Annotated in this window: 26 protein-coding genes and 1 tRNA gene; 9 read left to right on the forward strand and 18 right to left on the reverse strand. The window is 60.5% G+C overall.

Annotated elements, in window-relative coordinates:
• Positions 1–194 precede the first annotated feature (194 nt).
• Positions 195–2,561: a tetratricopeptide repeat protein gene (locus JWU58_RS14245; protein WP_206420339.1), complete on the forward strand. Its 2,367-nt coding sequence runs from the start codon at positions 195–197 to the stop codon at positions 2,559–2,561.
• Positions 2,562–2,786: 225 nt separating this feature from the next.
• On the opposite strand, the gene JWU58_RS14250 is transcribed toward JWU58_RS14245, so the two are convergent.
• Positions 2,787–3,761, reverse strand: coding sequence for a hypothetical protein (locus JWU58_RS14250; RefSeq protein ID WP_024012858.1), 975 nt, complete (start codon positions 3,759–3,761; stop codon positions 2,787–2,789).
• Between the two features lie 231 nt (positions 3,762–3,992).
• Positions 3,993–4,484: a hypothetical protein gene (locus JWU58_RS14255; RefSeq protein ID WP_206420340.1), complete on the reverse strand. Its 492-nt coding sequence runs from the start codon at positions 4,482–4,484 to the stop codon at positions 3,993–3,995.
• 197 nt (positions 4,485–4,681) lie between these two features.
• Between JWU58_RS14255 and JWU58_RS14260 the strand changes: the two genes are divergently transcribed.
• Positions 4,682–5,374 (forward strand): aspartate/glutamate racemase family protein, encoded by a 693-nt coding sequence (locus tag JWU58_RS14260; RefSeq protein ID WP_206420341.1) that lies wholly within the window; start codon positions 4,682–4,684, stop codon positions 5,372–5,374.
• 1 nt (position 5,375) lies between these two features.
• Here JWU58_RS14260 and JWU58_RS14265 read toward each other — a convergent pair whose 3' ends face one another.
• The 12 genes from JWU58_RS14265 to JWU58_RS14320 form a co-directional block, all read right to left on the reverse strand.
• A complete protein-coding gene (locus JWU58_RS14265) occupies positions 5,376–5,894 on the reverse strand; it encodes a GNAT family N-acetyltransferase (RefSeq protein ID WP_206420342.1) in 519 nt (172 codons plus the stop codon).
• A 692-nt stretch (positions 5,895–6,586) separates the two neighbouring features.
• Positions 6,587–7,567: a substrate-binding domain-containing protein gene (locus tag JWU58_RS14270; RefSeq protein ID WP_206420343.1), complete on the reverse strand. Its 981-nt coding sequence runs from the start codon at positions 7,565–7,567 to the stop codon at positions 6,587–6,589.
• Positions 7,568–7,734: 167 nt separating this feature from the next.
• Positions 7,735–8,682: a peptidylprolyl isomerase gene (locus JWU58_RS14275; protein ID WP_206420344.1), complete on the reverse strand. Its 948-nt coding sequence runs from the start codon at positions 8,680–8,682 to the stop codon at positions 7,735–7,737.
• Positions 8,679–9,149, reverse strand: coding sequence for a YbjN domain-containing protein (locus tag JWU58_RS14280; RefSeq protein WP_206420345.1), 471 nt, complete (start codon positions 9,147–9,149; stop codon positions 8,679–8,681). Before JWU58_RS14280 ends, JWU58_RS14275 begins: the two co-directional genes overlap by 4 nt.
• A gap of 17 nt (positions 9,150–9,166) precedes the next feature.
• A complete protein-coding gene (locus JWU58_RS14285) occupies positions 9,167–9,796 on the reverse strand; it encodes a DNA repair protein (RefSeq protein WP_125926762.1) in 630 nt (209 codons plus the stop codon).
• Between the two features lie 17 nt (positions 9,797–9,813).
• A complete protein-coding gene (locus JWU58_RS14290) occupies positions 9,814–11,511 on the reverse strand; it encodes a putative porin (protein WP_206420346.1) in 1,698 nt (565 codons plus the stop codon).
• Between the two features lie 39 nt (positions 11,512–11,550).
• Positions 11,551–12,255, reverse strand: coding sequence for an energy transducer TonB family protein (locus tag JWU58_RS14295; protein ID WP_024012851.1), 705 nt, complete (start codon positions 12,253–12,255; stop codon positions 11,551–11,553).
• 3 nt (positions 12,256–12,258) lie between these two features.
• Positions 12,259–12,684, reverse strand: a complete 426-nt coding sequence (locus JWU58_RS14300; RefSeq protein WP_003201710.1) for an ExbD/TolR family protein — start codon at positions 12,682–12,684, stop codon at positions 12,259–12,261.
• Between the two features lie 11 nt (positions 12,685–12,695).
• Entirely contained in the window at positions 12,696–14,495 is a 1,800-nt protein-coding gene (locus JWU58_RS14305) for a DUF2341 domain-containing protein (protein ID WP_024012850.1), read from the reverse strand.
• Between the two features lie 12 nt (positions 14,496–14,507).
• Positions 14,508–16,106 (reverse strand): ShlB/FhaC/HecB family hemolysin secretion/activation protein, encoded by a 1,599-nt coding sequence (locus JWU58_RS14310; protein ID WP_206420347.1) that lies wholly within the window; start codon positions 16,104–16,106, stop codon positions 14,508–14,510.
• A 54-nt stretch (positions 16,107–16,160) separates the two neighbouring features.
• The gene (locus tag JWU58_RS14315) at positions 16,161–16,772 is read right to left on the reverse strand and encodes a transposase (RefSeq protein ID WP_073474621.1); all 612 of its coding nucleotides are present in this window, start codon (positions 16,770–16,772) and stop codon (positions 16,161–16,163) included.
• Positions 16,773–17,059: 287 nt separating this feature from the next.
• Positions 17,060–17,482, reverse strand: coding sequence for a hypothetical protein (locus JWU58_RS14320; RefSeq protein WP_206420348.1), 423 nt, complete (start codon positions 17,480–17,482; stop codon positions 17,060–17,062).
• A gap of 351 nt (positions 17,483–17,833) precedes the next feature.
• On the opposite strand from JWU58_RS14320, the gene JWU58_RS14325 reads away from it, so the two are divergent.
• The 4 genes from JWU58_RS14325 (at position 17,834) to JWU58_RS14340 (ending at position 21,980) form a co-directional block, all read left to right on the forward strand.
• Entirely contained in the window at positions 17,834–19,459 is a 1,626-nt protein-coding gene (locus JWU58_RS14325) for an NADP-dependent glyceraldehyde-3-phosphate dehydrogenase (RefSeq protein ID WP_016774600.1), read from the forward strand.
• 104 nt (positions 19,460–19,563) lie between these two features.
• Positions 19,564–19,920, forward strand: coding sequence for a DUF3302 domain-containing protein (locus JWU58_RS14330; protein ID WP_110599509.1), 357 nt, complete (start codon positions 19,564–19,566; stop codon positions 19,918–19,920).
• A gap of 2 nt (positions 19,921–19,922) precedes the next feature.
• Positions 19,923–20,882 (forward strand): HlyD family secretion protein, encoded by a 960-nt coding sequence (locus JWU58_RS14335; protein WP_206420349.1) that lies wholly within the window; start codon positions 19,923–19,925, stop codon positions 20,880–20,882.
• A gap of 57 nt (positions 20,883–20,939) precedes the next feature.
• Positions 20,940–21,980 (forward strand): FUSC family protein, encoded by a 1,041-nt coding sequence (locus JWU58_RS14340; RefSeq protein WP_038861649.1) that lies wholly within the window; start codon positions 20,940–20,942, stop codon positions 21,978–21,980.
• 3 nt (positions 21,981–21,983) lie between these two features.
• On the opposite strand, the gene JWU58_RS14345 is transcribed toward JWU58_RS14340, so the two are convergent.
• The gene (locus tag JWU58_RS14345; protein ID WP_056785729.1) at positions 21,984–22,877 is read right to left on the reverse strand and encodes a DMT family transporter; all 894 of its coding nucleotides are present in this window, start codon (positions 22,875–22,877) and stop codon (positions 21,984–21,986) included.
• A 147-nt stretch (positions 22,878–23,024) separates the two neighbouring features.
• Here JWU58_RS14345 and JWU58_RS14350 point away from each other — a divergent pair, with 147 nt between their 5' ends.
• Complete coding sequence (locus JWU58_RS14350; RefSeq protein WP_056785725.1) at positions 23,025–23,462, forward strand: Lrp/AsnC family transcriptional regulator; 438 nt, start codon at positions 23,025–23,027, stop codon at positions 23,460–23,462.
• Between the two features lie 58 nt (positions 23,463–23,520).
• Positions 23,521–23,850, forward strand: coding sequence for a YceK/YidQ family lipoprotein (locus JWU58_RS14355; RefSeq protein ID WP_133337985.1), 330 nt, complete (start codon positions 23,521–23,523; stop codon positions 23,848–23,850).
• Between the two features lie 65 nt (positions 23,851–23,915).
• Here JWU58_RS14355 and JWU58_RS14360 read toward each other — a convergent pair whose 3' ends face one another.
• Positions 23,916–24,587 carry a Bax inhibitor-1/YccA family protein gene (locus JWU58_RS14360; protein ID WP_008006561.1) on the reverse strand — a complete coding sequence of 224 codons (672 nt, stop codon included), beginning with the start codon at positions 24,585–24,587 and terminating at the stop codon, positions 23,916–23,918.
• Positions 24,588–24,710: 123 nt separating this feature from the next.
• Between JWU58_RS14360 and JWU58_RS14365 the strand changes: the two genes are divergently transcribed.
• Positions 24,711–24,798: transfer RNA gene (locus JWU58_RS14365), tRNA-Ser, on the forward strand.
• Between the two features lie 151 nt (positions 24,799–24,949).
• Here the strand turns inward: JWU58_RS14365 and JWU58_RS14370 are convergent.
• Entirely contained in the window at positions 24,950–25,591 is a 642-nt protein-coding gene (locus JWU58_RS14370) for a hypothetical protein (RefSeq protein ID WP_241196123.1), read from the reverse strand.
• Positions 25,591–26,289 carry a hypothetical protein gene (locus JWU58_RS14375; protein WP_206420350.1) on the reverse strand — a complete coding sequence of 233 codons (699 nt, stop codon included), beginning with the start codon at positions 26,287–26,289 and terminating at the stop codon, positions 25,591–25,593. Before JWU58_RS14375 ends, JWU58_RS14370 begins: the two co-directional genes overlap by 1 nt.
• Positions 26,290–26,365 lie beyond the last annotated feature (76 nt).

The raw sequence follows: 26,365 nt of genomic DNA on the forward strand, positions 1-26,365 counted from the left end.
AAGGCCAAATCGTTTGCATAGGGGGAGTTACAGGTATAGCTAAAACCGCAGCAATTGCGATTGCAAATTACAAAATTCACACGGCGCTGCGCAGCAAGTCACAGCGCTTATTTGACAGACGCGCTGCATGCGGCAAAGCTGCATCCAGATGTATGCACGCCAGAAGGCCAACGCACCGGACTACGGAAGTCGCAATGCCCAAGCACAAAAACAAAGCGGTGCAACCTGAACCTGACGCGTCACCCTCCTCTTTTTCACGTTACCTGTTTCCAATCACCATCGGCGTGCTGCTGGCGGCCGTGGCGGGCATTGGCTGGTTCCTGTTCAGCCCGGCGCCGGCCCCCGTCAAACCCGCAGCGATCAGCACGCCTGCAGCACCGCCAGCCATGCCGCAACCGACTGTGGCAAGCAAGCCGGCAAGCATGGTCGATGAGCAGCAATGCCAGGGCTGCCACAGCGAACAGGTCAAGGACTGGCAAGGCTCGCATCACCAGCTCGCCATGCAGGCGGCGACCGCCGAAACCACCCTCGGCGACTTCAACAACGTGACCTTCAAGGCCGAAAACGAGACCACACGGTTCACCCGCAAGGGCGATGAATTCTGGGTCAATGCGCCCGGCGTCGACGGCAAGAATGCCGATTTCAAAGTGGCCTACACCTTCGGCATCGCGCCGCTGCAGCAATATCTGATCGAGGTGGGTCAGGGGCGTCTGCAAGCCCTCGGCGTGGCGTGGGATACCGAGAAAAATCGCTGGTTTCATCTGTACCCCGGCCAGGGCGTGAACTTCAAGAATCCGCTGCACTGGAGCAAACCGAGCCAGAATGCCAATTTCATGTGCGTCGAATGCCACACCACCGGTTTCAAGCGCAATTTCGATGCAGCGAGCAACAGCTTCAACAGTCAATGGAACAGTCTCGGAGTCGGCTGTCAGGCCTGTCATGGCCCGGCGTCGAATCACCTGGAGTGGGCGCAGAAAAAAGACGATTTGATCCATAAGGGCTTCGACGTCGATCTCAAGGACAAGAACGCCACGGTAGAAATCGAAACCTGCGCGCGCTGCCATTCCCGCCGCGCACCGCTGGGCGATGGCTTTACCGTCGGCAAGCGGCTGATGGACGACTACCTGTCCAGCGCCCTGACCCGCGAACTCTATGCGCTGGACGGCAAGATCAAGGACGAAGTGTTCGAACACGGCTCGTTCCTGCAAAGCAAAATGTTCGACAAGGGCGTGCGCTGCAGCAATTGCCATAACCCGCACAGCAACGAACTGAAGGCACCGGGCAACGCCGTGTGTCTGCAATGCCACAACACGGCGGGCAAGACCTCGGTCGCTGGCGTCGACGGCACGGGTCTGCAAGCGAAGAATTACGACTCCATCGAACACACCCGCCACGCCATGGGCCAACCCGGCTCGCAGTGCGTCGATTGCCACATGCCTGGCAAGTTCTACATGGGCAACGACTTTCGGCACGACCACAGTTTCAGCATTCCCAACCCGGAGCGTGCGCAGAAACTCGGCACGCCAGACGCCTGCCTGACCTGTCACCAGGGCAAGGCCGGCGACAAGGTCACCGCGCAGTTCAAATTGTGGAACGCCACCGCCTCCCCGGCCCAGCAGGCGCCACGCTATGACGAAAGCCTTTGGCTGATCCGCAATGGCCAGCCCGGCGCAGCCGACGCGCTGTACCAGCAATTGCAGCGCAGCAACCTGCCGGCGATCCAGCGCGCAACGTTGCTGGCGGAATTGCCGCTGTACCCGAGCGAACAGGCGCTGAAACTGGCCACTCAGGATCTGAAACATCCAGAGCCACAGGTGCGTGACAGCGCGGTGCGGGCGATCAGCGCATTCCTGCCGCCGCCCGAGCGTGCGCCGTTATTGGCGCCGTTGCTCAATGATCCAGTGAAAGCCGTGCGCATCGTCGCCGCGCGGGATCTGCTCGGTGCCTCGCGCAACAATGGTCTGGGGGCGGCGCAAGCCAGTTGGAACGCGGCGATTGGCGAGTATGAAGCGGTGCAGAAAAGCCTGCTGGAACGTGCCGAGGCCAATCTCAATCTGGCGATGCTGTACCAGGCCAGCGGGCGCAGTGCCGAGGTCGAACCGTTGCTGCGCAGCGCCCTGCAACGGGACCCGGACTTCTACCCGGCGCTGGTCACGCTAGCACAGTGGCTGGAAGCGAATGGTCGCGCCACCGAAGCGCAGAAGCTGTTGGATGACAGCCTCAAGCAGCATCCGGATGCGGCACTGTTGCAGCACACGCGCGGGTTGTCGCTGATCCGTGCCGGCCAGTCCGCCGATGCCATGTTCTACCTGCGCAAAGCCGCACAACTGGAACCGGAGAATGCGCAATACGGCTATGTACTGGCGGTGGCGCTGCATGAGAGCGGCAAGGTTGATGAGGCGTGCGCGATTCTGGAAAGTTTGCTCAAGGTACAACCGGCCAACCGCAATGCGCGGCTGTCGCTGATCCAGTACTACCTCGATAGCGGCCAGGAACCGAAGGCGCAGGTGCTGTTGCAGGGCTGGAAGAAAATGAATATGGGGGATCCGGCGCTCAAGTGATCGGCTGGAGATCGGTGGCCCCTCACCCTAGCCCTCTCCCAAGGGAGAGGGGACCGATTGGGGAATATTCAAGGATTGCACCGACTTGAGCGATCGGCTTTGAATCCGTAATCGACTCGGTCTGTCACTTCGATGTATCACCCAAGACACCCCGGTCAGTCCCCTCTCCCTCCGGGAGAGGGTTAGGGTGAGGGGCTTTTGATCTTGGCTTTCAGAATCGAACAATCACCACGAAGACGTCTCTCCACTGCGCAAAGCCATTTCCCGCCGGCTATTGGCGCGCATCGCCTTGATCAGCGACACCGTCCCCACCAACAAAATCGCCGCACCAAACAAAAAGTCGATGTTGTACAGCTGGAAATCTTCCACCGGCCCGATCAGCAATGTGCGCACCACCGCAATCCCCACCAGCGTCGCGAGAAAGTCGATCCCCGGTTCATCGCGGTAAAACACCAGCATCAGCGGCAGGCACAGCACCAGCAGAAGCAACAGCACCACCACCTTGAACGAGCCTTTGCGCTCGACGCTGAACGCACATTCATGCGCCCCGTACGGCTTGTAATCCTCATCGCGGATCATCGAGTTTTTCTCGTTGATGTAGTCGGCGCGGTTGTACTTCTGGATCGGCGTGAAGGTGTTGGACATCTCCATCAGCGTGGTGATGTTCTTGAAGCGCAAGTCGATGCGCTCGTTGCCCTTGAGGTAATACAGCACCGGTTTGTAGCCGTAGCGATAAGTGTCGAACGGGAACGCCGCGGTCTGGGCGTGCACGCCGATCGGCCGTGGTTCGAGTTCAGCGAAGGCGCTTTTGTTGGTCGACGAGAGGTTGCGGCTCAGCGGCTGCACCTTGATCTGCTCGAGGAAGATCGGCGTCACGCCGAAAGACCACTGCAACGGTTCCAGACGCAGGCGCAGTTCGTTGCGGCCCAGGTCGTAGCGGTTGAAGGTGCGTTCGGAAACCACCAGCGAACCGCCGACCATGAACTCGCCGCGCAGGTTGTTGGTGACGCGCAAGGTCAGTTGATCCTTGCCCAGCAACGCCGCTTCACTGCTCGGTGGCGTGCCGCACCACGCGGTGCTTTCACCGACACCGCCAAGCTGGCCGTCGCGGTTTTCCTTGAATACATAAAAGTAACTGGCCCACAGCGTCAGCAGCAAAAGCGACGCCGTGAGACCGAGGATTTTTTTGCCCGGACTCACTGATCAGACTCCCTTCTTCGGTTCCATCGTCCAGCCGAAAACCCGCTGGCGACGGCGACTCTACCAAAAGGCCATCAGTGACCCAAGGGAAAATGCCGGATCGGCACCGAACCTAAGGGTTTCCCCGGTACTCGCCTCACCCCCCCAAGGAGCGAGCCTGCTCGCGATAGCGGTGTTTGATCGTTACACGCTCTGCGTGGGAATGCAGCCCGGGACGCTCTGCGTCCCAATCTAGGTGCGATCGCGAGGAATCAGGCTTTGCAGTTGCTGCGCCAGAAAATTCGCATCAAACGCAAACGTATCCGGATCCTTCAAACCATTAGTCTTGCGCCACTGCCACGCACCATCCGCCAGGCCAACCAGGGAAATGCTCCCGTACCGCGCCGCCGTCAGCCCCATCACTGCCAGGGAAATCTGCCCGCCGCTGCCCATCACATCCGGCACAAACTCCACCGGTTTGCCGGCAATCACGATGCTCAATTTTTCCGTCTTGAACGTCGAGGTCTCCACCGGCACGCTCGGCCCGGACGCGACATACGCCTCGCGACTCACCTCCAGCAGATTCGGCGCCTTGACCGGTTCAAGCCATTGCTCGATCTGGTCGAACAGCGCGCCAATCCGAGCCGCCCATTCAGCTGATTGCGTAGTGAACAGTTGCTTCTTGTGCGCTTCGCTTTCGGCATAGTGGCGAAGCATCTCGCCCAGTTGCTGTACGTCGTTCATTGCGGTGTTCCTCGGAAAGGACCTGCGAAGGGTGATAGTGGCAGATCCCCGGCGCGGCGTACGTTTAGTTCTTGCAGATGCACAGTTGCGGGAAAGATCGGCGGTACAGTCAGTCGGTACTGGCGTCGAGTCTCGAACAGAAGGTAACTTCGGGCAGACCTGAATGCTCGACACTGACATTTGCTTGAGGAAATCCAATGCGCACCATCGGCCTTATCGGCGGCATGAGCTGGGAGTCCAGCGCCGAATACTATCGCCTGATCAACCAACAGGTCCGCGAGCGCCTCGGCCCGTTGCGCTCGGCGCAGTTGCTGATGTACAGCGTCGACTTCGGCCCGGTCGAACAGGCCCAGCACGCCGGGCGCTGGGACGATGCAGCGGCGATTCTGGTGGATGCCGCGCGCCGGCTCGAAGCTGGCGGCGCAGAATGCGTGGTGTTATGTACCAACACCATGCACAAGGTCGCCGAGCAGATTCAGGCCGCGATCGGCATTCCGTTCCTGCACATTGCCGAACCCGCCGCCCAAGCTGCATTGGAAATCGACGCGCGCACGGTCGGGTTGCTCGGCACCGCGTTCACCATGGAGCAGGACTTCCTCAAGCAGCGTCTGATCGCCCAAGGCCTGACCGTACTGGTGCCGGATGATGCCGAGCGCAAAGAGGTGCACCGGATCATCTACGACGAACTTTGCGTGGGCGTGATCAGCGAACAATCGCGAGAAATCTACCAACGCGTCATCGAATCCCTGACCGCCCGTGGCGCCCAGGCGATCATCCTCGGCTGCACCGAAATCGGCCTGCTGATCAAACCCGAACACAGCGCCCTGCCTCTGCTCGACACCACCGAGCTGCATGCGCAGTCAGCGGTGGCGTTCGCACTGGGCGACTGACTCAGGGTTTCGGGCTATTGCGTAGACGGGCCATGCTCAGGGTGTCGACCCACTGCCCGTCGCGCACCGCGTAATCACGCAACAGCCCTTCGTCCTCGAAACCGAACTTGCGATAAAGGCCGATGGCCGCCTCGTTGTCGGCGTACACCGTGAGTTCGACGCGGTGCAGATTCATCCAGTTGTCGGCAACGTCCAGCGCCGCTGCCAACAACATCGATCCCACGCCTTTGCCCTGCCAGGCTGCCGCGACTGCCATGCCGAAACCGCCGGCGTGAGCGCGGCGCATCCTTGAATAGGCTTCCAGACCCAGATTTCCGATCACTACGCCTTGGTGCAGGGCAACCAGTTTCAGCGCGCGCTCGCTGTCGGCCTGCAGTCGCTGACGCCAGCCCTCGATGGATTGAAACGGCATCTGCAGCACCTGCCGCGCAACGGCGGGGTCGTTGTAAAGCGCAGTGATGCCTTCGAGGTGGGATTCGTTGGAGCGTTCGAGATGGATCGTGGGGGTTGGCTCTGACATAGGATCGGTCCGTGATCAGCGTGTGGCTGGTCACTCTAAACCGCTGATCTGGAATCTGGCGAGATGAAATTGTGGGAGCGAGCCTGCTCGCGAATGCGGTGGGTCAGTCACTGAAGTTTCGACTGGCGGATTGCTTTCGCGAGCAGGCTCACTCCTACATGGGGCGGGTCAAGGCTGGAACCATTCGTGGCGTTCGTTGAAGGTTTTGATGATCGTTCCCACGCTCTGCGTGGGAATGCCTCAAGGGACGCTCCGCGTTCCAGCTCTGGGGGACGCAGAGCGTCCCGGACTGCATTCCCACGCGGAGCGTGGGAACGATCAACGCGTAAGCAATGAAGATTCTTGTGGGAGCGAGCCTGCTCGCGAATGCGGTTTGTCAGTCACTGTGGCTTCGACTGGCGGATTGCTTTCGCGAGCAGGCTCACTCCCACTGTTGATGCGGTACGGGTGCAGTTGATGATCGTTCCCACGTTCTGCGTGGGAATGCCTCAAGGGACGCTCCGCGTTCCAGCTCTGGGGGACGCAGAGCGTCCCGGGCTGCATTCCCACGCGGAGCGTGGGAACGATCAACGCGTAAGCAATGAAGATTCTTGTGGGAGCGAGCCTGCTCGCGAATGCGGTTTGTCAGTCACTGTGGCTTCGACTGGCGGATTGCTTTCGCGAGCTGGCTCACTCCTACACGGGGGGACGGGTTAAGGCTGGAACCATTCGTGGCGTTCGTTGAAGGTTTGCTGGATGAGGTCGGTGAGGGCCTGGATTTCGGGGGAGTCTTGCGAGTCGGTGTTTACGGCGAGCCACGCGTGTAGCTGCATCGGTTCGGCGAATAATCCGGGCAGTGCGATGAGGCCACGGTCGAAGCGGCTCATGTATGCCGGCAGCAATCCGATGCAAGCGCTGCACCGGATCATCTCCAGCATCAATTCATAAGATTGCATTTGCACTACGCCAGCCAAGCGCTGCTCGACCAACTCATTCCAAGGCCGAAAGCTCTCAACCTGCCGATCATGCTGCCACTGCACCAGCATGAAGTCCGCCAGATCATCCGGCGTTTCCGGTCGCGCTGTCACCCGCGAATAGCGCTTGGCGATGTGCGGCAGATATTCAATTCGCGCGAGGTGTTGCGGTTCGCTGGTAGCGAAGGTGGGAACAAGGTTTGGAGCATCGCCAGGAGCGAGCCAGAGGACAATGTCGGCGCTGACCGCACGCAGGGCCAGTTCGCTATCCAGAGCAATAATTTCCAGACGCAAACTGGCATTGCGCCGCAGCAATGCGATGAGGTCGCGGCCGAGAATGTCGTGGAGGATGGATCCGGCGATGGCGAGGCGGATCAGCGGTTGTTCGATGACCGGGAGTTTGCGTTGGTGGGCCAGGGTGCTGAGTCGGGCCTGCAACTGTTGGCCTTCGCGGGTGAGCGTTAGGGCGCTGCCCTGGAAGCTGAACAGGCTGTGTTGCAGTTGTTGTTCGAGTTGCGCGAGTTGTTTGCGCAGCAGCGTCGAGCGCACATTGAGGCTGCGCGCGGCTTGCATGAAGCAACCGCAGCGGGCGCTGACGAGGAAGTATTGGGCGACTTCGCTGTCGATGGTCGCGGCCTGGTTGAGCCAGGGTTCGGAGTTGTCTCGCGGCGAAAGGTAAACGCTGGCGGCGTCGCGTCCTGCGGGTTCGGTGAATGACATTGATGACTCCCTGTCGATCTAATGTGGTTGCTCTGAATACACCGGATCTCATTGTGGGAGCGAGCCTGCTCGCGAAAGCGTTAGCACATTCAACATCTTCGCTGACTGACCCGCCGCATTCGCGAGCAGGCTCGCTCCCACTGGGGTGAATGGTGTTCTGGCTGACGTCAGTGTTTTTCCTCGAGGATTTTGTTCAGTTCGGCGCCGTCGATGCTGAGGGTGGCGGTGTTGAGCATGCCGTCCAGATAAGCCTGGGCGATCTGTTCCTGGCGTTGTGCGCGCAGGGCCTGGGTTAGTTGGTCGCGCAGTTCCTCCAGCGTCGCGGTGCGAGCCGGTTGCTGTTCGGTGAGTTTGATCACGTGGAAACCGGCGGCGCTTTGCACCGGATCAGACACGGCGCCCACCTTGAGGCGCGCCACGGCGCCCCGTACTTCCGGCACCAGCTGTTGCAACGGTTGCAGGCCGGTATCACCGCCCCGCTCTGCCGTGACGCGATCCTGCGAATATTGCGTAGCGAGCGCCGCAAAATCAGCCGGTGCTGATTGCGCCTTCTTGCTCAATTCAGCGGCTTGTTTGCGCACGGTTTCCACATTCGCTGCGTCACTGACGCCAAGGAAAATCTGACTGACCCGATACAGCGCCGGGGTCTGCCAATTGGCCTTGCCGGCGTCGTACGCCTGCTGCAATTCAGCTGCGCTTGGATACTCCGCCGGCACCTGACTCACCGAGCGCAGATAATCACGAAACACGATTTGCTCAGTCGCCGCGCGAGTTTGCCGGGCGACGTCCGGCCGCTGCGCCCAACCCTGCGCATCGGCCTGTTCCAGCACGGCTTTTTCCGCCAGTCGCGAGCGAATCCAGCGCTCCAGCGCCTCACGGTTGCCGCGCAATTGCTCGCGGGTTTGCGCCGGGACAGTGGCCAGCAGCGCCTGCAATTCCTCTGGCGAAACCTGCTGATTGCCCAACCGCGCGACCGCTGGCCCGGCTGCAACCGCCATCACCGGCGACGGCTGCTGGGCGGCGACCGGGTCACTGCCCGGTCGCATCACCAGCGCCACGGCCATCACCAACAGCGCCACTGCTCCGGCGCCGATCACCATGGCAGGCTTTTTCACAGTGCAACTTCCTCTTGTTCGGCGACAGCGGATTTGGCGGTGTGCGAAGCAGCGGTCTGGCTGAAATCGCGCAGGTACACGATGAATTCCTGCAACAGGCGATCCCACAACTCCAGATTGCCGCGCAGGTGTTCGTTGCTCACGCCCGCAGCCACGACAACGTCCATCTCCATGACCAGAAACTCACCCTGCAACGACAACCGTGCAAAACGTCGAGTAGCATTCCACTGCTCTGCGACTCCCTCAGGCAACTCACCCTGCACGCGCAGGGCACAGCTGAAGGTGAAATCAACAAAGTTGCCCTGCTCCAGCGCCGGGTTGCCGAAACGCACGGCGTAGCCGATGCCCTGACTGGCGCTGAGCAACTGGACGATGCCGTTCTGTTCACTCTGGTTGACGCGATAACCAGCGGCCTGGAGGACGTCGGTCAGCGATTGCGGGGAAACGTGGGTGAGCAATTGAGTCATGACTTTCTTCCTTGTTATCAGTGAGCGATCGCGGCTTGCGGCGCGTCGAATTGGGTTTTGTACAGCTCGTCGCCGAAGCCTTGCGCCAGCTCATCGAACTTGACCCGGGCGCTGCCGGCGAAGGGCTGGCGGATTTTCATCACCTCGGCGACATCGATGTTTTCGTAGGCTGTGAGGATCTGTTTGGCGACGCCGTACATTTGCTGATTCTTGGCTGAACATTGCTGCACTTGTGTGTCACGTTCCGCCAGCTGCGCTTGCAGCTTCGCGCGTTCGGCTTCTTTGCCGCGAGCGAGGACCAGCAATTCGTCATAGGCTTTTTTGAACTTGCCGGTCTGCTCGGCACTGGCTGCGACTTGCGCCTGCGCCTGGCTGTGCAGGCTCTGTTGCTGCCCGGCCAGTTGCTCGGCGAGGCCTTTGGCTTTGGCCAGTTCGGCAGTCAGCTGCTTGATCTGCGCTTGCGCTGCCATGGCTTCGTTCTGCGCCGCCAGTTGCGCGGCGCTGGCCTGGGCCTGTTGGCTTTGCAGGGCCTGCAATTGTTGGGTGGTGCTGCGCAGTTGCGTGCGCAAGCGTTCTTCCATGCCTTCGCCGTTCGCCCCGGTGGCAATCAACAAACCCAGGCCCAGCGCGAGAAAACGCGTGTTCATAAAGCTCTCCCGGCGCCTTAGAAGCGCGTGTTGATCTCAAGCTGCAAGACGTCGATGTCGAACGGCGCGCCGTACACCGCTTCGGTGCTCATCCAGCGACCCGTGGCGGAAACGTTCTTCGCCAGGCCGTAGTTGCCGCCCATGAAATAGCCCTTGGCGTTGGTGCCGCCGAGGTGGAACGACGAGTCGTTGAAGCCGTCCGGCAAGGCGTCCGGCTGGATGTACTTGTAGCCGGCGAACAGGTTCCAGTCGCCCTTGCGCTTGAGGTCCAGCGCGTTGCCGAGGGTGAACTGCACCATCCATGCATTGGCGCCGCTTTCGATCTCGCCGTTGCTGTCGAGGTTGTTGACGATCTGCCCGGCGGAGCGCTTGCGCATGTCGCCTTCGTCGTAGCTGAGGTTGTGGATGTAATTGCCCTGGCTGCGCAGTTTGAAGTCCTGCGGCAGGTCGGCGTCCCACACGACGTTGAGATCGAGCAGGTTGAACTCGGACGCAAGCCCGACGAATTGCGGCTGCGGCGTGGCGCTCGGGTTGAGCGGGTTCGGCGTGATGTCACGCAGCAGGAACACGCTGTTGCCCTTCTGCATGAACGCCGCGCGGGTGCCATCGCTGTCGCAGCCCGGCGCGCCGGCCCACGGTTCGCAAGGGCTGGAGCGCTGGCCCTGTATGTCGTCGAAACGGTAATAGGCCAGCGCACCTTTGAGGCGGTTGTTGCTGTTGATCGCCCATTTCGCGCCGAGCTGAGCGCCGTACAGCCACTTGTTGTCGCTCTCTTCCTTGTCGAAACCGTTGCTGCTGGAGGTGTCGTTGGTGTAATCCACCGGGAAAGCGCCGACGGTGCCGAACACGCCCCAATCGCGGTTGAGCTTGTGGTCGAAGATCGCCGCTACGCCGTCGAAATTCAGGTCGTTGGAATAGAGCATGTCGGTGGACATGAACGGATTGGCGAAGCGCCCGCCGGTCAGGGTCAATTCGTCCATTGGCTTCCAGGTCAGGTAGCCCTGATCGAGCCAGATGTCCTTCTTGGCGAAGCCGCCGCCGAGGTTCTGCGTGGTCGATACCGGGTTGTTGTCCGAACCGGTGCCGATGCGAATGCCGGCGGTCCATTCCTCCGAAATCACCGCTTTCATGCCCAGGCGAGCGCGCAGGCGAAAGAGGTTTTCGCGGTCCTCGCGGGTGTTGAGCAACGGCGGCAGGCTGGTGCTGCTGTTGGGGTTCACGTCGTACGGGCCGTTGTTGTTGAGCTCGGCGAAGTCGACGATTTCGTTGCTGTTGTTGCCCGAGTAGTACCGCGATTCGTCTCGCAGACGAATGTCGCCGTCGAAGCTGATGCGCGAGGCCCAGTCCGGAAAGGTATTCGGCGCTGCCCAGTTTTCCTGTTTGGCGGTGGCCATGACCTCGGCTTTGACCTGATCGCGGATCTGGTCGCGCACTGCTGCCGGTACGTACTGCACGCGCACATCCCCCGGCGCGGCGACCGGTCCGGCCGCGACTGCGGTGGACGCGGCAGCCTGTTTCGCCTGCGCCGCTTCGTTCTGGGCCTGGGCGATCAGCGCGTCGGCCTTGTCCTGTTTGAGAATGCCCTGCTCGACCAGCAAGCGGATCAGATTGATCGTGGCATTCTCCGACGGCGCAGGCGCTGCCACGGCCTGGCCGACCAGGGTCGCAATGACCATGCCGACCGCCAGGGACAATCGATTCACGTTGGAAATCATCTGCACACAACTCCTTTTGCCGAAGCTTGAATAAGTGAATTAACCCGGACGCCGCCCTTGCAGGGACAGGCGCACGGGCAAAGTGATGGAGGCCGGAGGCCGTTCGCTGAGGGCTGGCGCACCGCGTAAAGCGGCCAGCACCTGGGTATCGATTTGCGGGTTGCCGCTGGACTTGATCAGCTCGACACGGGTGATCTCGCCGACGCTGCTCAGCCAGACATCGGCCTGCAGCGAGAATGCGAGGTTGCGCAGCTCGGGGTTCTCGCGCAGCAAACGCTGGAAGGTGAACGCGAGAAACTGGCTGTACGTGCCCGTGCCCAAACGCCCGCCGCCGGCACCGGCCATGCCGCCGCCCTTGCCTGCGCCGATGTTGAAAGCGTCGCTGCCGGCCTGCGCGTCGCCGTCCATTTGCATCGGATTGGCCAGATCGTCCGCCGGCGATGGCGGCGCCTCTTCTTCAGGCTTGACCTCCTCCGGCTCCGGCGTTGGCTCGGGCTCGACGACTTTTTCTTCCACCGGCGTTTCCGGCTCTGGCGGTTTCTCCGGCGGCGGTGGTGGCGGTGGCGGCAACGGAATGATCGTCGGCACTTTCGGCGCTTCGCGGCGCACGCCGGCCATGTCGTTGGCCCACTGCCAGAGGAACCACGCGGCGAGCGCGGCGACCAGCAATCCGGCGCCCCACTTCACATAGCGCAACGGCGACTTTTTCACGGGCGGCGGTTCGATCGGGAGTTGTGCGGTCATGACTCAGCCCTGACTCGGTTTGCCGGTGACGAGACCGACCTGGGACAGTTCGAGCCGACGCAGCAGGTCGAGCACTTCGATGACTTTCTGGTACTGCACCGTCGCATCGCCGCGCACGATCACCGGGAAATCCGGGCTCTGCGCTTTCTCGATGCGCAGGCGTTCTTCCAGCTCGGCCAGGGTCACCGGATAGGCATCGAGGAACACCTGGCCGCCGTCGTTGACCGAGATCGCCTTGGTCTTGGCTTCCGACAGCGACACCGACGCGCTGGCCTTGGGCAGGTTGATCTGGATCCCGGAGACCTGCGCGGTGGCGGTGAGGATGAACATCACCAGCACCACCATCAGCACGTCGACCAGTGGGGTGATGTTGATGCTGTCGACGGCGGCATCGTCATCATCGTCATGAGAGGCATTTACGGACGCCATGGCAGTGCTCCTCAGGCCGGTACGGAGTGGTTGGCGTGATGGCCGCGCTGGTGCGACGCCTCACTGAACTGGCTCTCGCCGTGCATCTCCGCCAGACGGGTGATGAACTCGTCGACGAACACACGCATGTCGGCGCTGACTTCCTTGTTGCGGGTGATCAGACGGTTGTAGCCAAACAGCGCGGGGATCGCGACGAACAGGCCCATCGCCGTGGCCAACAGCGCGGCGGCCATACCGGGAGCGATGGCGTTGATGTTGACGTCGCCGGCCATTGCCGTGCCGAGGAACACCACCATGATCCCCAGCACCGTGCCGAGCAGGCCGATATACGGACCGCCGGCGATGGCGTTGGACAGGGTCGAGAGTTTCGAGCTGAGCTGCTGGTTTTCGCGGGTGCGCACGCCGTCCATCGAGCAGCGGATGGCTTCGATGGTCGCCGCTGAAACCGAGGAGGTATCGGCGCCCTGCTCACGACGGGTACGGATCTCTTTGACCGCCACCAGGTACAGGCGCCACAGCGACGAATGCTGCAGACGCTGAGCCAGTTGCGCATCGTCGGCGAACATTTCCAGACGCGTGCCGACCTTGGCGAATTGCACGCGAAAGTCTTCGTTGGCAGCGGTGACGCGACTGAGGCTGCGGTTCTTGCGCAACATGATGATCCACGACTGGAACATCATCAGCACCAGCACGGCGATGATCACCCAGGCGTCGACTGGCACCGCGTTGAGCAGGAAGCCGAGGCTACCGAAGCCAAACCCGGATTGTTCTTCATCGACGCCGTAAGCCACCAGTTTCGACTCGGCGCCTTGCGAGGTGGCATCGGCCAGCAACAGCGCGGCCGGACGGGCGACTTTCGACAGGCGCAGCTCATCAATTGCGCCAGCGAATGGCTGGAACGCGCCTTCCTGCAGATCGGTGCCGATGGCCATGACCGAGTTGAACGCCGGCATCGCCTGAGCCAACGCAGCGCTTTCGCGACCGTTGATGTACAGGGTGACTTTCGAGCCCTCGGCGGTCAGTGCGAGGTGTTGCCATTGCCCCGGCGCCAGCGCTTGGGTGGCAGCGGCGCGCTGGCCGTCGATCTCTACGAACGGCAGGCCTTGGCTGACGCCAATCAGCAGACTTTGCGTGCCTTCGCGACGCGCCAGTATCACTTGCTCGCCACTCGCCTGATCCAGACGCAGCCAGGCACTGAAGGTGAACGCGCTGCCGGCGTTGTGTTGCAGCGACGGACTGGCTGGCAGCAACAACGGCTGGCCGCTGAACTGCAAGGCGCGCCCGACGACGCCATCGATCGCTGTGCCGGTCGCGCTTTGCGCGGTGTTGCCGTAAGCCGTGGTGTCTTTCGCCGGGGTGCCGGTGGCACCGTCGAAGTGATACAGCGCGGTGTAATTCGGATCGAAAGTGAGTTGCCCGTTGCCGGTGGCCGGAGCTTTCTGGTTGCCGTAGTACATCCAGATGTCCTGACGCTGACCGCCCTCTACATTCGGCACATCAACCCAGATCAGCGCCATGCCCATCAGCGCGTCGAAACTTTCGATCTGGTGGTTGAGCACGGTTTTGTCATCCGCCGCGACGAAGCGCAGATCGGAGCCGTCCTCTTTCACGCCGTCGAAGGTGAAGTTGCCGGTGTGCAGGCGCACCAGCAGCGCGGTGCGGCCGAGGGCCTGATTGATCGCCGCGCCTTGTGGCGTGGTGTCGACGGCGATCTGTTTGCGGTAATGCCAGTCGTCCTGCCACCAGGCCTGAGCCGTGGCCGGGAGCACGAAGCCCAGGCAGATCAACAACGAAAGGAAGAGGCGTTGCATGGACGTGCTCCGTTAGAAAGTGGCTTGAAGGTTGAAGTGCAGGCGCGATTCCTGCTTTGAGGTGTTCGGCCCTTCGAGTAGCGGGTAGCCCCAGTCGAGGCTGCCGGACAGCCATTTACTCAGGCTGGCGCGGGTGCCGAGGCCGACACTGGCCAGGGCGTAATTGGCGTCCTGATCCGGCAGCTCATCGCGCAGGTACAACTGCGCGCCCTCGGCGAAGGCGTAGAAGCGCCAGTCCTGCATCCACGTGCCGGCAAATTTCGCCAGCGACGGTGTGCGCAATTCCTGGCTGAGCAGGTAACCGTCATCGGCGGTACGTTCAGCCGCGAGATAGCCGCGCACGGAGGTGGCGCCACCGGCGGAGAATTGTTCGTTGGAAACCAGCGGCCCCGAGGCGAGTTGGAATGCCGCTTTGCTTGCGCTCTGCCAGTCGCTGTCGAAGGTCCAGGTGTAGTTGGTGTCGCCCTTGAGCACGGCGAAACTCGGTTTGGCGCGATAGCGTTTGTAGTCGAAGTCTTCGTCGTCGCTGCCGTAGCCGAACACGCTGCGCGTGGCGGCAACCAGACTCAGGCCGAGGCCGAGCTGGCTCTTTTCGCTGTAGCGAAAGCCGTTGTAGACGAAGGTGAACGGCGCGTATTTCAGCGGTACCTTGTCGCTTTCGCCGGACAGGCTCAGGCGCTCGTCGAAGTCCTTGAAGTCGATGCCGGCGGACAACGAGTTCGTCCAGTTACCGCTCGAGGGCAGCGTGTAAATCGCCGCGACGCCGTAAGAATGACCCTTGCCGAGCACGTTGCTGCCGCCGATGGTGGCGACGTTGCTGTCGGACTGGTAACCGGAGAACTGCACGCTCCAGCGCTCGCTCAGCGGCGCGGTGTAGGACCCGGACCAGACCTTGGCGTTGTCGGTTTCCTGCGGCGCGGTGAAGAACGTCAGGTTGACGCTGTGACCGAGCTGCCAGAGGTTGTTGTAACCGAGGCTGGTGACGCTGCGCAGCTTTTCGGTGTCGGCACTGTAATCGTTATTGAGGCCGACGCTGGCCGTCCACGGGTTCTGGTCTTCGACCTGCAAGTCAACATCCATGGTGCCGGGGCGCTGCCCTTCGCGCACCAGCGGCATGACCTGGCGACCGGGGGTCTTGTTGAGCTGCGCGAGTTCGCCCTGGACTTTGGCAAAGTCCGGCACCTCGCCTTCTTTCAGCGCCGGGACGTTGTCGCGGATATCCAGCGGCGAATAGTGTTTGGCGCCGACCACGCGCACCCGGCCGACCTTGGTTTCGCTGACTTGCAGATAGACGATGCCATCGGCCACGGCCTGCTCGGGCAGCTCGACAAACACCGATTGATAGCCGCGTTCCTGATAGGCCTTCTGCAGCGCATCGCGGGCGCCTTCGATGTCGCTCAAGGCTTTCTGCGGGCCGAGAAACGGGTACACCGCTTCTTCGATCGCCCGGGCATCGAGCACGGTATTGCCGCGCACGAAGTATTCGTTGACGTCGACCAGTCGCTGCGCGGCGGGCGCTTCTGTGCCCTCCTCGGCCAGCGCCGGCTGCGCGCCCGCCGTCACCAGCAGCCAGCCCCACAGCGCCAGCCGTGACGTGAAAATCCGTTCCACATTACCCCCTGAAATTCGCGATGACCTGTGGGCGTTAGCGCCCGGTGTGCTGCGTCAATTGCTGATCGTTGTGGCGCAGGCGTGCTTGCCCAGCCAGGTGTGCAACAGCGCAAAGTTCAGCGAGAACTCGGGCATTTGCAGCAAGGCACCGCAGAACACTTCGCCGATGATTTTCTGAATCAGCAGCACCGCGCGCGGCTCGTTGAGCAGCGTGGCGATGTCACGGCTGAGGGCGGTGAAACTCCAGACTTTCTGGTTCAGGCCGAGGCCGACAAACCAGCGGAACAGCAGGTTGTAGTTCAGCTGTTCATAGAGCTGCTGTTCGCTGGGCACCGAATACAGCAATTGCAGGAGCAGGATGTGCATCACCGTCTGCGCGGGAATGAGCATGCCGGGTGCGGCATTGAGGTCGTGCAGCAGGTCCTGGTGGGCGTCGAGCAGATCGTCGATCTGCGGGCGCAGCAACACCAGCGAATGGCCCGGCGGAATGTAGCTGGACACTTCTTTCAGAGCGCCCTGCCAGTCCTCCTGCGAGACGATCCAGACCCACGGCGCGCCGTAGCGATACACCGAAACCGGCTTCTTGCGCGCGGCTTCGACGATCTTCGACAGGCGTTGATCGAGCTCCTGCATGCCCACTTTCGAATAGCGTTCCATAGTCCCCATTGCCTCACTCCCGGCGTCCCGCCTCGGCTTGCAAAGTACGCCCCGAAAGGCCCCTCAAGCGCGTTACACAGGCATGACCGGACTGGCAAAGGGCTACCGAACTTTTGTCATAAAAGCTTCATTTAAACGAGTGATTGCGAAGAATACGGAGCAAATTGATTATTGAGAGAAAGAAGAGGTATGCGAATGGCGCTACGCCGAGTCACTGACTACTACAGTCGGCGCAGCGCCTTATAACGCTTACGCGTGGGACTTGATACTGGATTGAAACCCGCAGCCCTGCCACATCAGGTTCTTTGCAAATTGAACGTTCCGCTAACTTTCAAATGTCTTGGTCCGGGTGGAACAGGGTTACCTTGCAACTCCATATCGATATCGAATTTTCCTTCGGTTGTGCGAGGGGAGTCTGAATACGAAACAGTAACGAAGCCTGATTTGGCGGCATAATCGTAACTGTGATATTCGGACCATTCCTTGTATATAGCCTCCGTCAGTTGTTTGACATCGTAGTTACCAGAAGGTGATTTGTCAGGAAACCCCAACACAAAATACGTCTTTTGTTCCATGATGCCCCCAACCCCTTCGTTGAAGGAGACCTTATAGCCAGTACCCGAATCTTCAAACGAAAGTACATCAGCCCTAACGTCGCTTCGCTGATCGGTACGCACTTTGAAAAGGCCCTTCGTAGCTGATTTTGTATTAGTCGCCATTATGAATTCCTCCGACAAGAGAAAGCTTGGTCATTCAGTAAATGAACACTATGGGAATGAGCCGTGGCTATCACGGCCATTGCGATTGATACGCCGGCTCCTGTAGCAGGTCTACTGTCAAACATGACAGTAGACCTGCACTTGAAAATGTGAAACGGCCCCTCAGTTGCTGCCATATCCGGCGCGGATTCATGTCCGAACCACCGAAAAACTGCCGCTCTTACTGCCCTTTGAGCTGGACATTTGCGTGACGTGCGAACGACATTCACGGGGTTAAATCCCGGCCCGTTCAGGCGTATAACCTTCACAAGACTTTCAATCGGCACGCCGACTTCAACACAGGGTAGTGACATGACCACAGCAAACATCCTTGGCAACCTGTTCCCTTCGGTCAGCGACATCCCGGAAAAATATCGCCTCGACGCTCAGGTCGAGCAGCGTGAATATCTGGTCGATGGTCAATTGCGCCGCTGGGACGGCCCCCTCGCGCAGGTGCGCAGTCCGGTTTATCTGAAAAGCGAAAACGGCGAAGAACAGGTGATCCTCGGCAGCACGCCGCTGCTGGATGCCGACACCGCCCTCACCGCCCTCGACGCTGCCGTTCGCGCTTACGACCGAGGTCAGGGCCTGTGGCCGACCATGCGCGTGGCCGAGCGCATCCAGCATGTCGAAGCGTTTCTCGGCCGCATGCGCGAGCAGCGCGAGGCGGTAGTCAAGCTGCTGATGTGGGAGATCGGCAAGAACCTCAAGGACTCGGAAAAAGAGTTCGATCGCACCTGCGATTACATCGTCGACACCATCAATGCCCTGAAAGAACTCGACCGCCGTTCCAGCCGCTTTGAGCTGGAGCAGGACACCCTCGGCCAGATCCGCCGCGTGCCGCTCGGCGTCGCCTTGTGCATGGGGCCTTACAACTACCCGCTGAACGAAACCTTCACCACGCTAATTCCGGCACTGATCATGGGCAACACCGTGGTGTTCAAACCGGCCAAGCTCGGCGTGCTGCTGATTCGCCCGTTGCTCGAAGCCTTCCGCGACAGCTTCCCGAGCGGCGTGATCAACGTCATCTACGGCAGCGGCCGCGAGACCGTCAGCGCTCTGATGGCCAGCGGCAAGATCGACATCTTCGCCTTCATCGGCACCAACAAGGCTGCCAGTGACCTGAAAAAGCTGCACCCGAAACCACACCGCTTGCGCGCGGCTCTGGGTCTGGACGCCAAGAACCCGGGCATCGTTTTGCCCGAAGTCGATCTCGACAATGCAGTCAGCGAAGCGGTCACCGGCTCGCTGTCGTTCAATGGTCAGCGCTGCACCGCACTGAAAATCCTCTTCGTGCATGAAGACGTGGTCGACAGCTTCATCGAGAAATTCAATGCCAGACTGGCCACGCTCAAACCGGGCATGCCGTGGGACAGCGGCGTGGCGCTGACGCCGCTGCCGGAGTCGGGCAAGGTCGATTATCTGCACGGTCTGGTCGCGGATGCGCAAAGCAAAGGCGCGCAGGTGGTCAACCCGAATGGTGGCGAGTCCCACGCCTCGTTCTTCTACCCGGCAGTGCTCTATCCGGTGAACCCGCAAATGCGCGTGTATCAGGAAGAACAGTTCGGCCCGGTCGTGCCCATCGTGCCGTACCGCCACCTCGATACGGTGATCGACTACGTGCTGGAATCCGATTTCGGCCAGCAGTTGAGCATCTTCGGCACCAACCCGGTGGCGGTCGGCCGGCTGGTCGACACCTTTGCCAACCAGGTCGGGCGGATCAACCTCAACGCCCAGTGCCAGCGCGGCCCGGACACTTACCCGTTCAACGGTCGCAAAAACTCCGCCGAAGGCACGCTCTCGGTTCACGATGCCTTGCGAGTGTTTTCGATTCGGACGCTGGTGGCGACCAAGTTCCAAGAGAGCAACAAAGATCTGATCAGCGAGATCATTCGCGGGCGTGATTCGAGTTTCCTGACCACCGATTACATCTTTTGACGGGTGATCGGCAGGATTGAATGATCCTGCCGATCCGTCAGCCCCCCCCGGCGATTCAGTGACTACACTCAGCCCAGCATTGCTGGATGCCCGGGAGGCTGACCATGCTCGATTACTTCGCATTGGGTCTGTTGGTTTTTGTCGGTCTCGTGCTGTTTTACGGGATCATCGTGCTGCATGACATTCCGTACGAAATCGCCGTTCATCGCAACCACCCGCACCAGGACGCGATCCATGCCACGGGCTGGGTCAGTCTGTTCACCTTGCATGCACTCTGGCCGTTTCTGTGGATTTGGGCGATGGCTTATCGCGAGGATCGCGGTTGGGGTTTCGGCGATGGCAAACCCATCCAGAATCACGTCAATCAACTGGAGCAGCAGGTCGTCGAGCTGCAAGCTCGGATCGAGCGGCTCGAAGCGCAGTCGCCGGTTGCGCCTCACTCTGACAGCCGGGGGATCTGAGCATGGATCTGTTGCTCATCCTCACGTACGCCGCACTCTGCGTCGCCATCTTCAAGATCTTCCGCATTCCGCTGAACAAATGGACGGTGCCCACCGCTGTCCTGGGTGGCGTGCTGATCATCGGCGCGCTGATTTTCACCATGAACTACAACCATCCCTATTCCGAGGTGGCGCGCTCCTACTTTGTCTCGGTGCCGGTCATTCCGATCGTCAGCGGCCAGGTTATCGACGTGCCGGTAAAGGGCAACGAACCCCTGGAAAAAGGCGACGTGCTGTTTCGCATCGATCCCACGCCTTTCCAGAACCGCCTGAAATCGCTCAGGGCGCAACTGGTTGCAGCCAAGGGCGACCGCTATCGCATCACCGAACTGATCCGCCGCAACTTCGGCACCCAGCGTGAACTGGACGCGGCCATTGCCCGCACCGACGATCTGCAGGCGCAACTGGACAACGCTCAATTTGAACTGGACAACACCGTGGTTCGAGCGCCGAGCAAAGGCTTCGTCACCCACGTTTCGCTGCGACCGGGGATGATGGCGAGCAAGCTGCCGCTGCGCCCGTCAATGGTGTTTATTCCGCAGGAAGGTCAGTACTTCGCCGCTTGGATGCGTCAGAACAGCCTGCTGCGTCTGACCGTGGGCGACGAGGCCGAAGTCGCCTTCGATGGCATTCCCGGCAAGGTCTTCGCGGGGCGAGTGAAAAGCGTGATCGGGGTGATCGCCGAGGGCCAGGTGCAACCTTCCGGCACGCTGATCAGCTACACCGGCTCGCCACCGGCCGGACGGGTGCCGGTGATCATTGAAATCACTGACCCGGCGTTCGCCGAATACAGCACGCTCATGCCGGGCGGCGCCTACGGGCAAGCGGCGCTTTACAGTCAGCACTTTCATCACATCGGCGCGATGCGCAAAATCCTGCTGCGCATGTCCGCCTGGATGAATTACATTTTCCCCTTCCATTGATTTGATTGACGTACGAGGTTCGCACTGACTACTTACAGCACCCACCGCCTGCCACCGCTGTTGCGCCGTATCCTGCGTCCGTTACTGGACCCGTATCGGCGCTACCGTCACGCCCGCCTGATCCATTCCGTGCGGGTGGCGCTGGGGTTGCTGGCGACGATTCTGCTGACTACTGGCATCAATCTGCCCCACGGCGAATGGGCGTCAGTGACCATGCTGGTGGTGATCGGCGGTTTGCAGCACCACGGCAACATCGGCAAAAAAGCCGCCGAGCGCGCCATCGGCACCTTGATCGGCGCGGGGGTCGGATTGGCCCTAGTGGCGCAGCACGCCTGGCTGGGCATGCCGTGGCTGACCTATTTTTCCATGGCCGTGGTCTGTGGGTTTTTCTCTTATCACGCGATCGGCAAGGGCGGCTACACCGCCCTGCTCTCGGCGATCACGGTGTTCATCGTCGCCGGGCATGGCGACAACCCGATCACCGATGGTCTGTGGCGCGGCGTCGACATCCTGATCGGCATCGCCCTCGCCCTGGCTTTCTCCTTTGCTTTGCCGCTGTATGCGGTCTACTCGTGGCGTTACAACCTGGCCGACGCCTTGCGCGACTGCGCCACGGTGTACGGGCGCATCATCAACGGTGAAGCGGTCAGCGCCGACGAGCATGTGCGGCTGATGAGCAAGGTGGGTGCGGTGATGGTGCAGTTGCGCTCGCTGATGCCGTCGGTGTCCAAGGAAGTGAAAATTTCCATGACCGAGCTCGACGCGATTCAGCGCAACCTGCGCATGTGCATCAGCACGCTGGAGATCCTCGGCAATATCCGGCCCAACGCAAGTGACCCGCAGGCCACGGCACATCTGCAAACGGCACTGAAGGCTGAGCACCGGCAGATTCGTGTGCAGCTGATCGGCATGGCTCGCGCGTTGAAAACCGGGGCCTCGCAACGGCTGGAGCGACCGATGGAGCTGCCAGCAGCGGACCTTGATGCGCCAGTCGCCAATACGCTCGACGGCTATCGGATGCTGACCCGGCAACTGGCGGCCAATATCAGCGAGATGCGCCAGCGCTTGGCAGCAACCGCACCGCGCTGGAACATCTGATCCTTATTGTGCCGCCAGCCGCCGGGCTTTCCAGCCCCAACCTTGTTGCATGCCGGCGGCGGCCAGCAGGATCGCTGCAACGCCTATCCATTGCAGCAATTCGAGGCGATGGCCGAAGGCGAACCAGTCAACGAAGATCGCAGCGATCGGATAGATAAAGGACAGCGCGCCGGTCAATGCCGTCGGCAATTTTTGAATCGCGCCGTACAGCAAAACGTACATCAGACCGGTGTGCACGATCCCGAGAGTCAGCAGACTCGCCCAGGCATCGACGCCTTGCGGCAACGCATCGAAATGCGCGAACGGCGCGAGCAACAACACCCCGGTGCAGACTTGAATCAGCGCGATCAGATGTGGCGGCGTGCCGGTCAGGCGCTTGATGATCAGTGCCGCGATCGCATACAGAAAGGCCGCGCCCAACGCCAGGGCAATCCCCATCAAGTAATCGTTACCCTCCTCACCTTGCGTGCCATGGGCGCTGACGATCGCCAGCATGCCCATGAACGAAATCGCCAGCCAGAACAGCTTCTGCAGGGTAATTTTCTCGCCGAGAAACAGTGCCGCCAGACCGACCAGCATGAATGGCTGCACGTTATAGACTGCGGTGCCGATGGCAATCGAGGCGCGGGAATAGGATGCGAACAGCAGCACCCAATTGCCGACAATCGCCATGCCACTGAGCACCGCCAGCAGAAACGTTGTACGGGTCAGCATTCCCGGACGCAGGAAGCCGAACGCGGCGCAGACCAACAGCAAGGTGCCGGCGCCGAACACGCAGCGCCAGAACACCACGTCCAGCACCGGTTGCCCGGACACCAGCACAAACCAGCCGATCGTCCCCGATATCAGCATGGCGGCGGTCATTTCCAGCGAGCCGCGGCGGATTGCGTTGTCCATCATCTTCTCCTGAGGTTGTGTCTAAAGCATGGCAAAAGTATGCCAAGCGCACCTTGAGCTGCTCCAGCGCATAAAGCAGGCTAAACTCGCTTTTTGCCTTTTTTATCGAGGGTGATTTGCGCCCTTCGCCTAATCCGGAGTTTGAATGTGACTGACGATATCGATCAGATCCTTATCAGTGCGCTGATGGAAGACTCGCGTCGCTCGCTCAAAGCGCTGGCGCAGATCAGCGGCCTGTCATCGCCCAGCGTGGCCGAGCGGTTGCGGCGGTTGGAAGAACGCGGCGTGCTCAAGGGCTACACGGTGGAGATTGATCCGAAATGCTTCGGCTATCAGTTGCAGGCGATCGTTCGCGTACGGCCGCTGCCAGGGCAACTGCAGGAGGTTGAGCGGCAGATCATGTCGATTCCGGAGTTCACCGAGTGCGACAAGGTCACCGGTGACGACTGCTTCATCGCCCGCCTGCACGTGCGCTCGATGGAGCAGCTCGATACCCTGCTCGACCGCCTGAATACGTTGGCCGAAACCAACACCGCGATCGTCAAGAAGACCCCGGTCAAGCGACGCCTGCCACCGATGGCGTAGGTGTCTTTTACCAATGATCAGGGTAGATTGGGGTTTTTCGCGGCTAAGGAATGGCGCTATGAAAATTCAGGCAATACTGCTGGCCGGCATGCTGCTCGGCGGCTGTGGCACGATTCAGACGGTGGCGCGCGACGACCAGGCTGCCGTTGATGGACTCAAGCAGCAGAAAAGTTATTGCGGCGCGGTACCGAGAATCTACAGCGGCCTCGCTTATGACTTCTGCACGCTGAACGCTCCGCTGGCCTCAGGCATCGATCCCGATGATCACCGCAACGCGGCCATTCCGGTGGTGCTGGTGGACGCCGTGGTCTCCGGCGCGCTCGATACTTTGCTGCTGCCCTACACGATCTACCGTCAGCAAGTAGACGGCAGCATCGTCATCAACTGAGCAGACACTTTTCTCCAGACGATAAAAAACCCGCCGAAGCGGGTTTTTTATTGCAGCCATTATGATCAGTCGTCGCGGCTCATGATGCCGAACAGTTGCAGCAGGCTGACGAACAGGTTGTAGATCGATACATACAGGCTGATGGTCGCCATGATGTAGTTGCGCTCGCCGCCGTGGATGATCGCGCTGGTCTGGAACAGAATGCAGACCGACGAGAACAGCACGAAGCCGGCGCTGATCGCCAGTTGCAGGCCGCTGATCTGGAAGAAGAAGCTCGCCAGCGTAGCGCCCAGCAGGACAAAGAAACCGGCGGTGATGAAACCACCGAGGAAGCTCATGTCCTTGCGGGTGATCAGCACGTAGGCCGACAGACCACCGAACACCAGTGCGGTCATGGCGAAAGCCGAGCTGACCACTTCAGCGCCGCCCTGCATGCCCAGGTAACGGTTGAGGATCGGGCCGAGCAGGAAACCCATGAAACCGGTCAACGCGAAGGCGGACACCAGGCCCCACGCGGAATCACGGAGTTTGTTGGTGAGGAAGAACAGCCCGTAGAAGCCGATCAGCACCACGAAAATGTTCGGGTAGCCGACACGCATCTGCTGGGCTACGAAGGCCATCACGCCGCTGAATGCGAGGGTCAGAGCCAAGAGACCATAAGTGTTGCGCAGGACGCGGCTAACCTCTAGCTGCTCAGCCTGCACGCTGTTATTAACTGCGTAATCCTGTTCGCGCATGGCGACACTCCTGTTGGTTTGAAACGTTCAGTCGCAAAGATCATAACAGACGCTCTGTAACAAGCCATGCAGAGAGTTTGACAGTGTGTTTCATTCAGGTATTATGGCGCCCGCAACGCAAACGGAGGTGTGGCCGAGTGGTTTAAGGCAACGGTCTTGAAAACCGTCGACTGTAACAGGTCCATGAGTTCGAATCCCATCGCCTCCGCCATCTTTATACGACAAAGCCCTGATTATTCAGGGCTTTGTCGTTTCTGCGAGACATGTTTTGCGCAGCATCGTTTGCGCATCTATTGAGTCATTTCACAGCAGTGCCTCGTATACCTGAGGCGCTGCTGTCCAGATAGCCAATGCGTACTCCCTCAGCCAAGCGACTCAAAGACAGCCTCCGCACGCTGTTGCACCGGCGCCTGAGGTCTGAACATTTGCTGCCAGGCGAGCTGCGCCTGGACCTTGGCCACCGAATCGAGCACTTTCTGCGCCCAGCGATCATCCTCGGGATGCACCACGACCACCCGGAAGCCATGATCCTTGCCTTCAATCTGCACGCCCTCCGAATCATCGACATGCAAGTCGATATCGAACGCTGGCGGATACTTGGAAGGCGCGTTCGACATTCCGTGCGCCGTCAGGGCACGGTTGTGCAGCACACTGTTGACCACGCCGTCGACGCGGATACCGTACAGCGCCAACCAGCGCCTGATATAGGACGGCGTGCGCCCGGATGAGGTGTAGACCCAGACACTGCAATCCTGGCGACGCAGCTCTCGGATCAGCGATCGTGTGCCCATTCGCAACGGTTCACCCAGCCAACGATGAATACAGGCCGGTAGTCGACTGTTCTCGACTGCGCAGTGGTGGAGCTGGCAAGCGAGCGTGTCATCGATATCGAACGAAATCCGTATGCGCTGACGTTCGAACAACTGCGGCAAAGCGCAGCGGATAGCCTGCCCTGCCCGGCTGCCGAAGGTTTTCAATCTGGCAAATGCTGGTGCCCAGTTCATCAATGGCCACCTTGAGAGAGAGGCAAAGGCGTGCCTTTGAGAAAGAACTTCATTGGATCGGGCGCCTGTTCTTCCAGGAATGCTGCATATTTTTTCTTGATCTTGGGCAATTCGTACAACGCCTTGACGCCATGCTTGGCGGAGTTGCGGATGACCGAGGACGGGTTGAAATAGCCCTCGGCGTTTTCCAGGGTCAACACGAATGGAGGCAGCCCTGCCCGCATGAGCAAGTAGCTGACAATCAGCGAGCCACTGCGGTTGTTGCCTTCGATAAACAGCTGCGGCTTGCTCAGAATGCGCACATAGACACCCGCTGCACGCTTCCAGACCGATTCACTGCGGTACGCGCAATACCAGTTGTACAAGTCCTTGATGCCGCCCTCGACGTTATTGAAGAAATGCGCCTCGGTGGCTGCCAGATGCTGAGCGTATTCCAGCCGGCGCGCCGGATCCCGGCCACAAAGCACTGTCGCATTGATCTCCAGCATCAGGTTCAGTTGCTGCAGATCGAACAGGTCGACGCCGCGGGCAACATACTCGTCAACCAACGCATAGCCTTCAAGCACGTTGTGCAGCACTTCATCAGTCAACGGGTCTCGGGGCTCGGTGAAGTGCCGGCTGAGTTCGGCGAAACGGCTCTGCACTTTCCGCAGTGCGCGTTCAATCGCAGGCAAATCAAGGCGATGCGTGGCAGGCATTGGAGCTCCTTGGAAACGCTTGGTAAATGTCCACCGATGCCCGCCAAATCCATTTGGCTTATGCAGGTAGGCGGCT

The sequence above is a fragment of the Pseudomonas atacamensis genome (assembly GCF_017167965.1).
GTDB classification, from domain to species: domain Bacteria; phylum Pseudomonadota; class Gammaproteobacteria; order Pseudomonadales; family Pseudomonadaceae; genus Aquipseudomonas; species Aquipseudomonas atacamensis.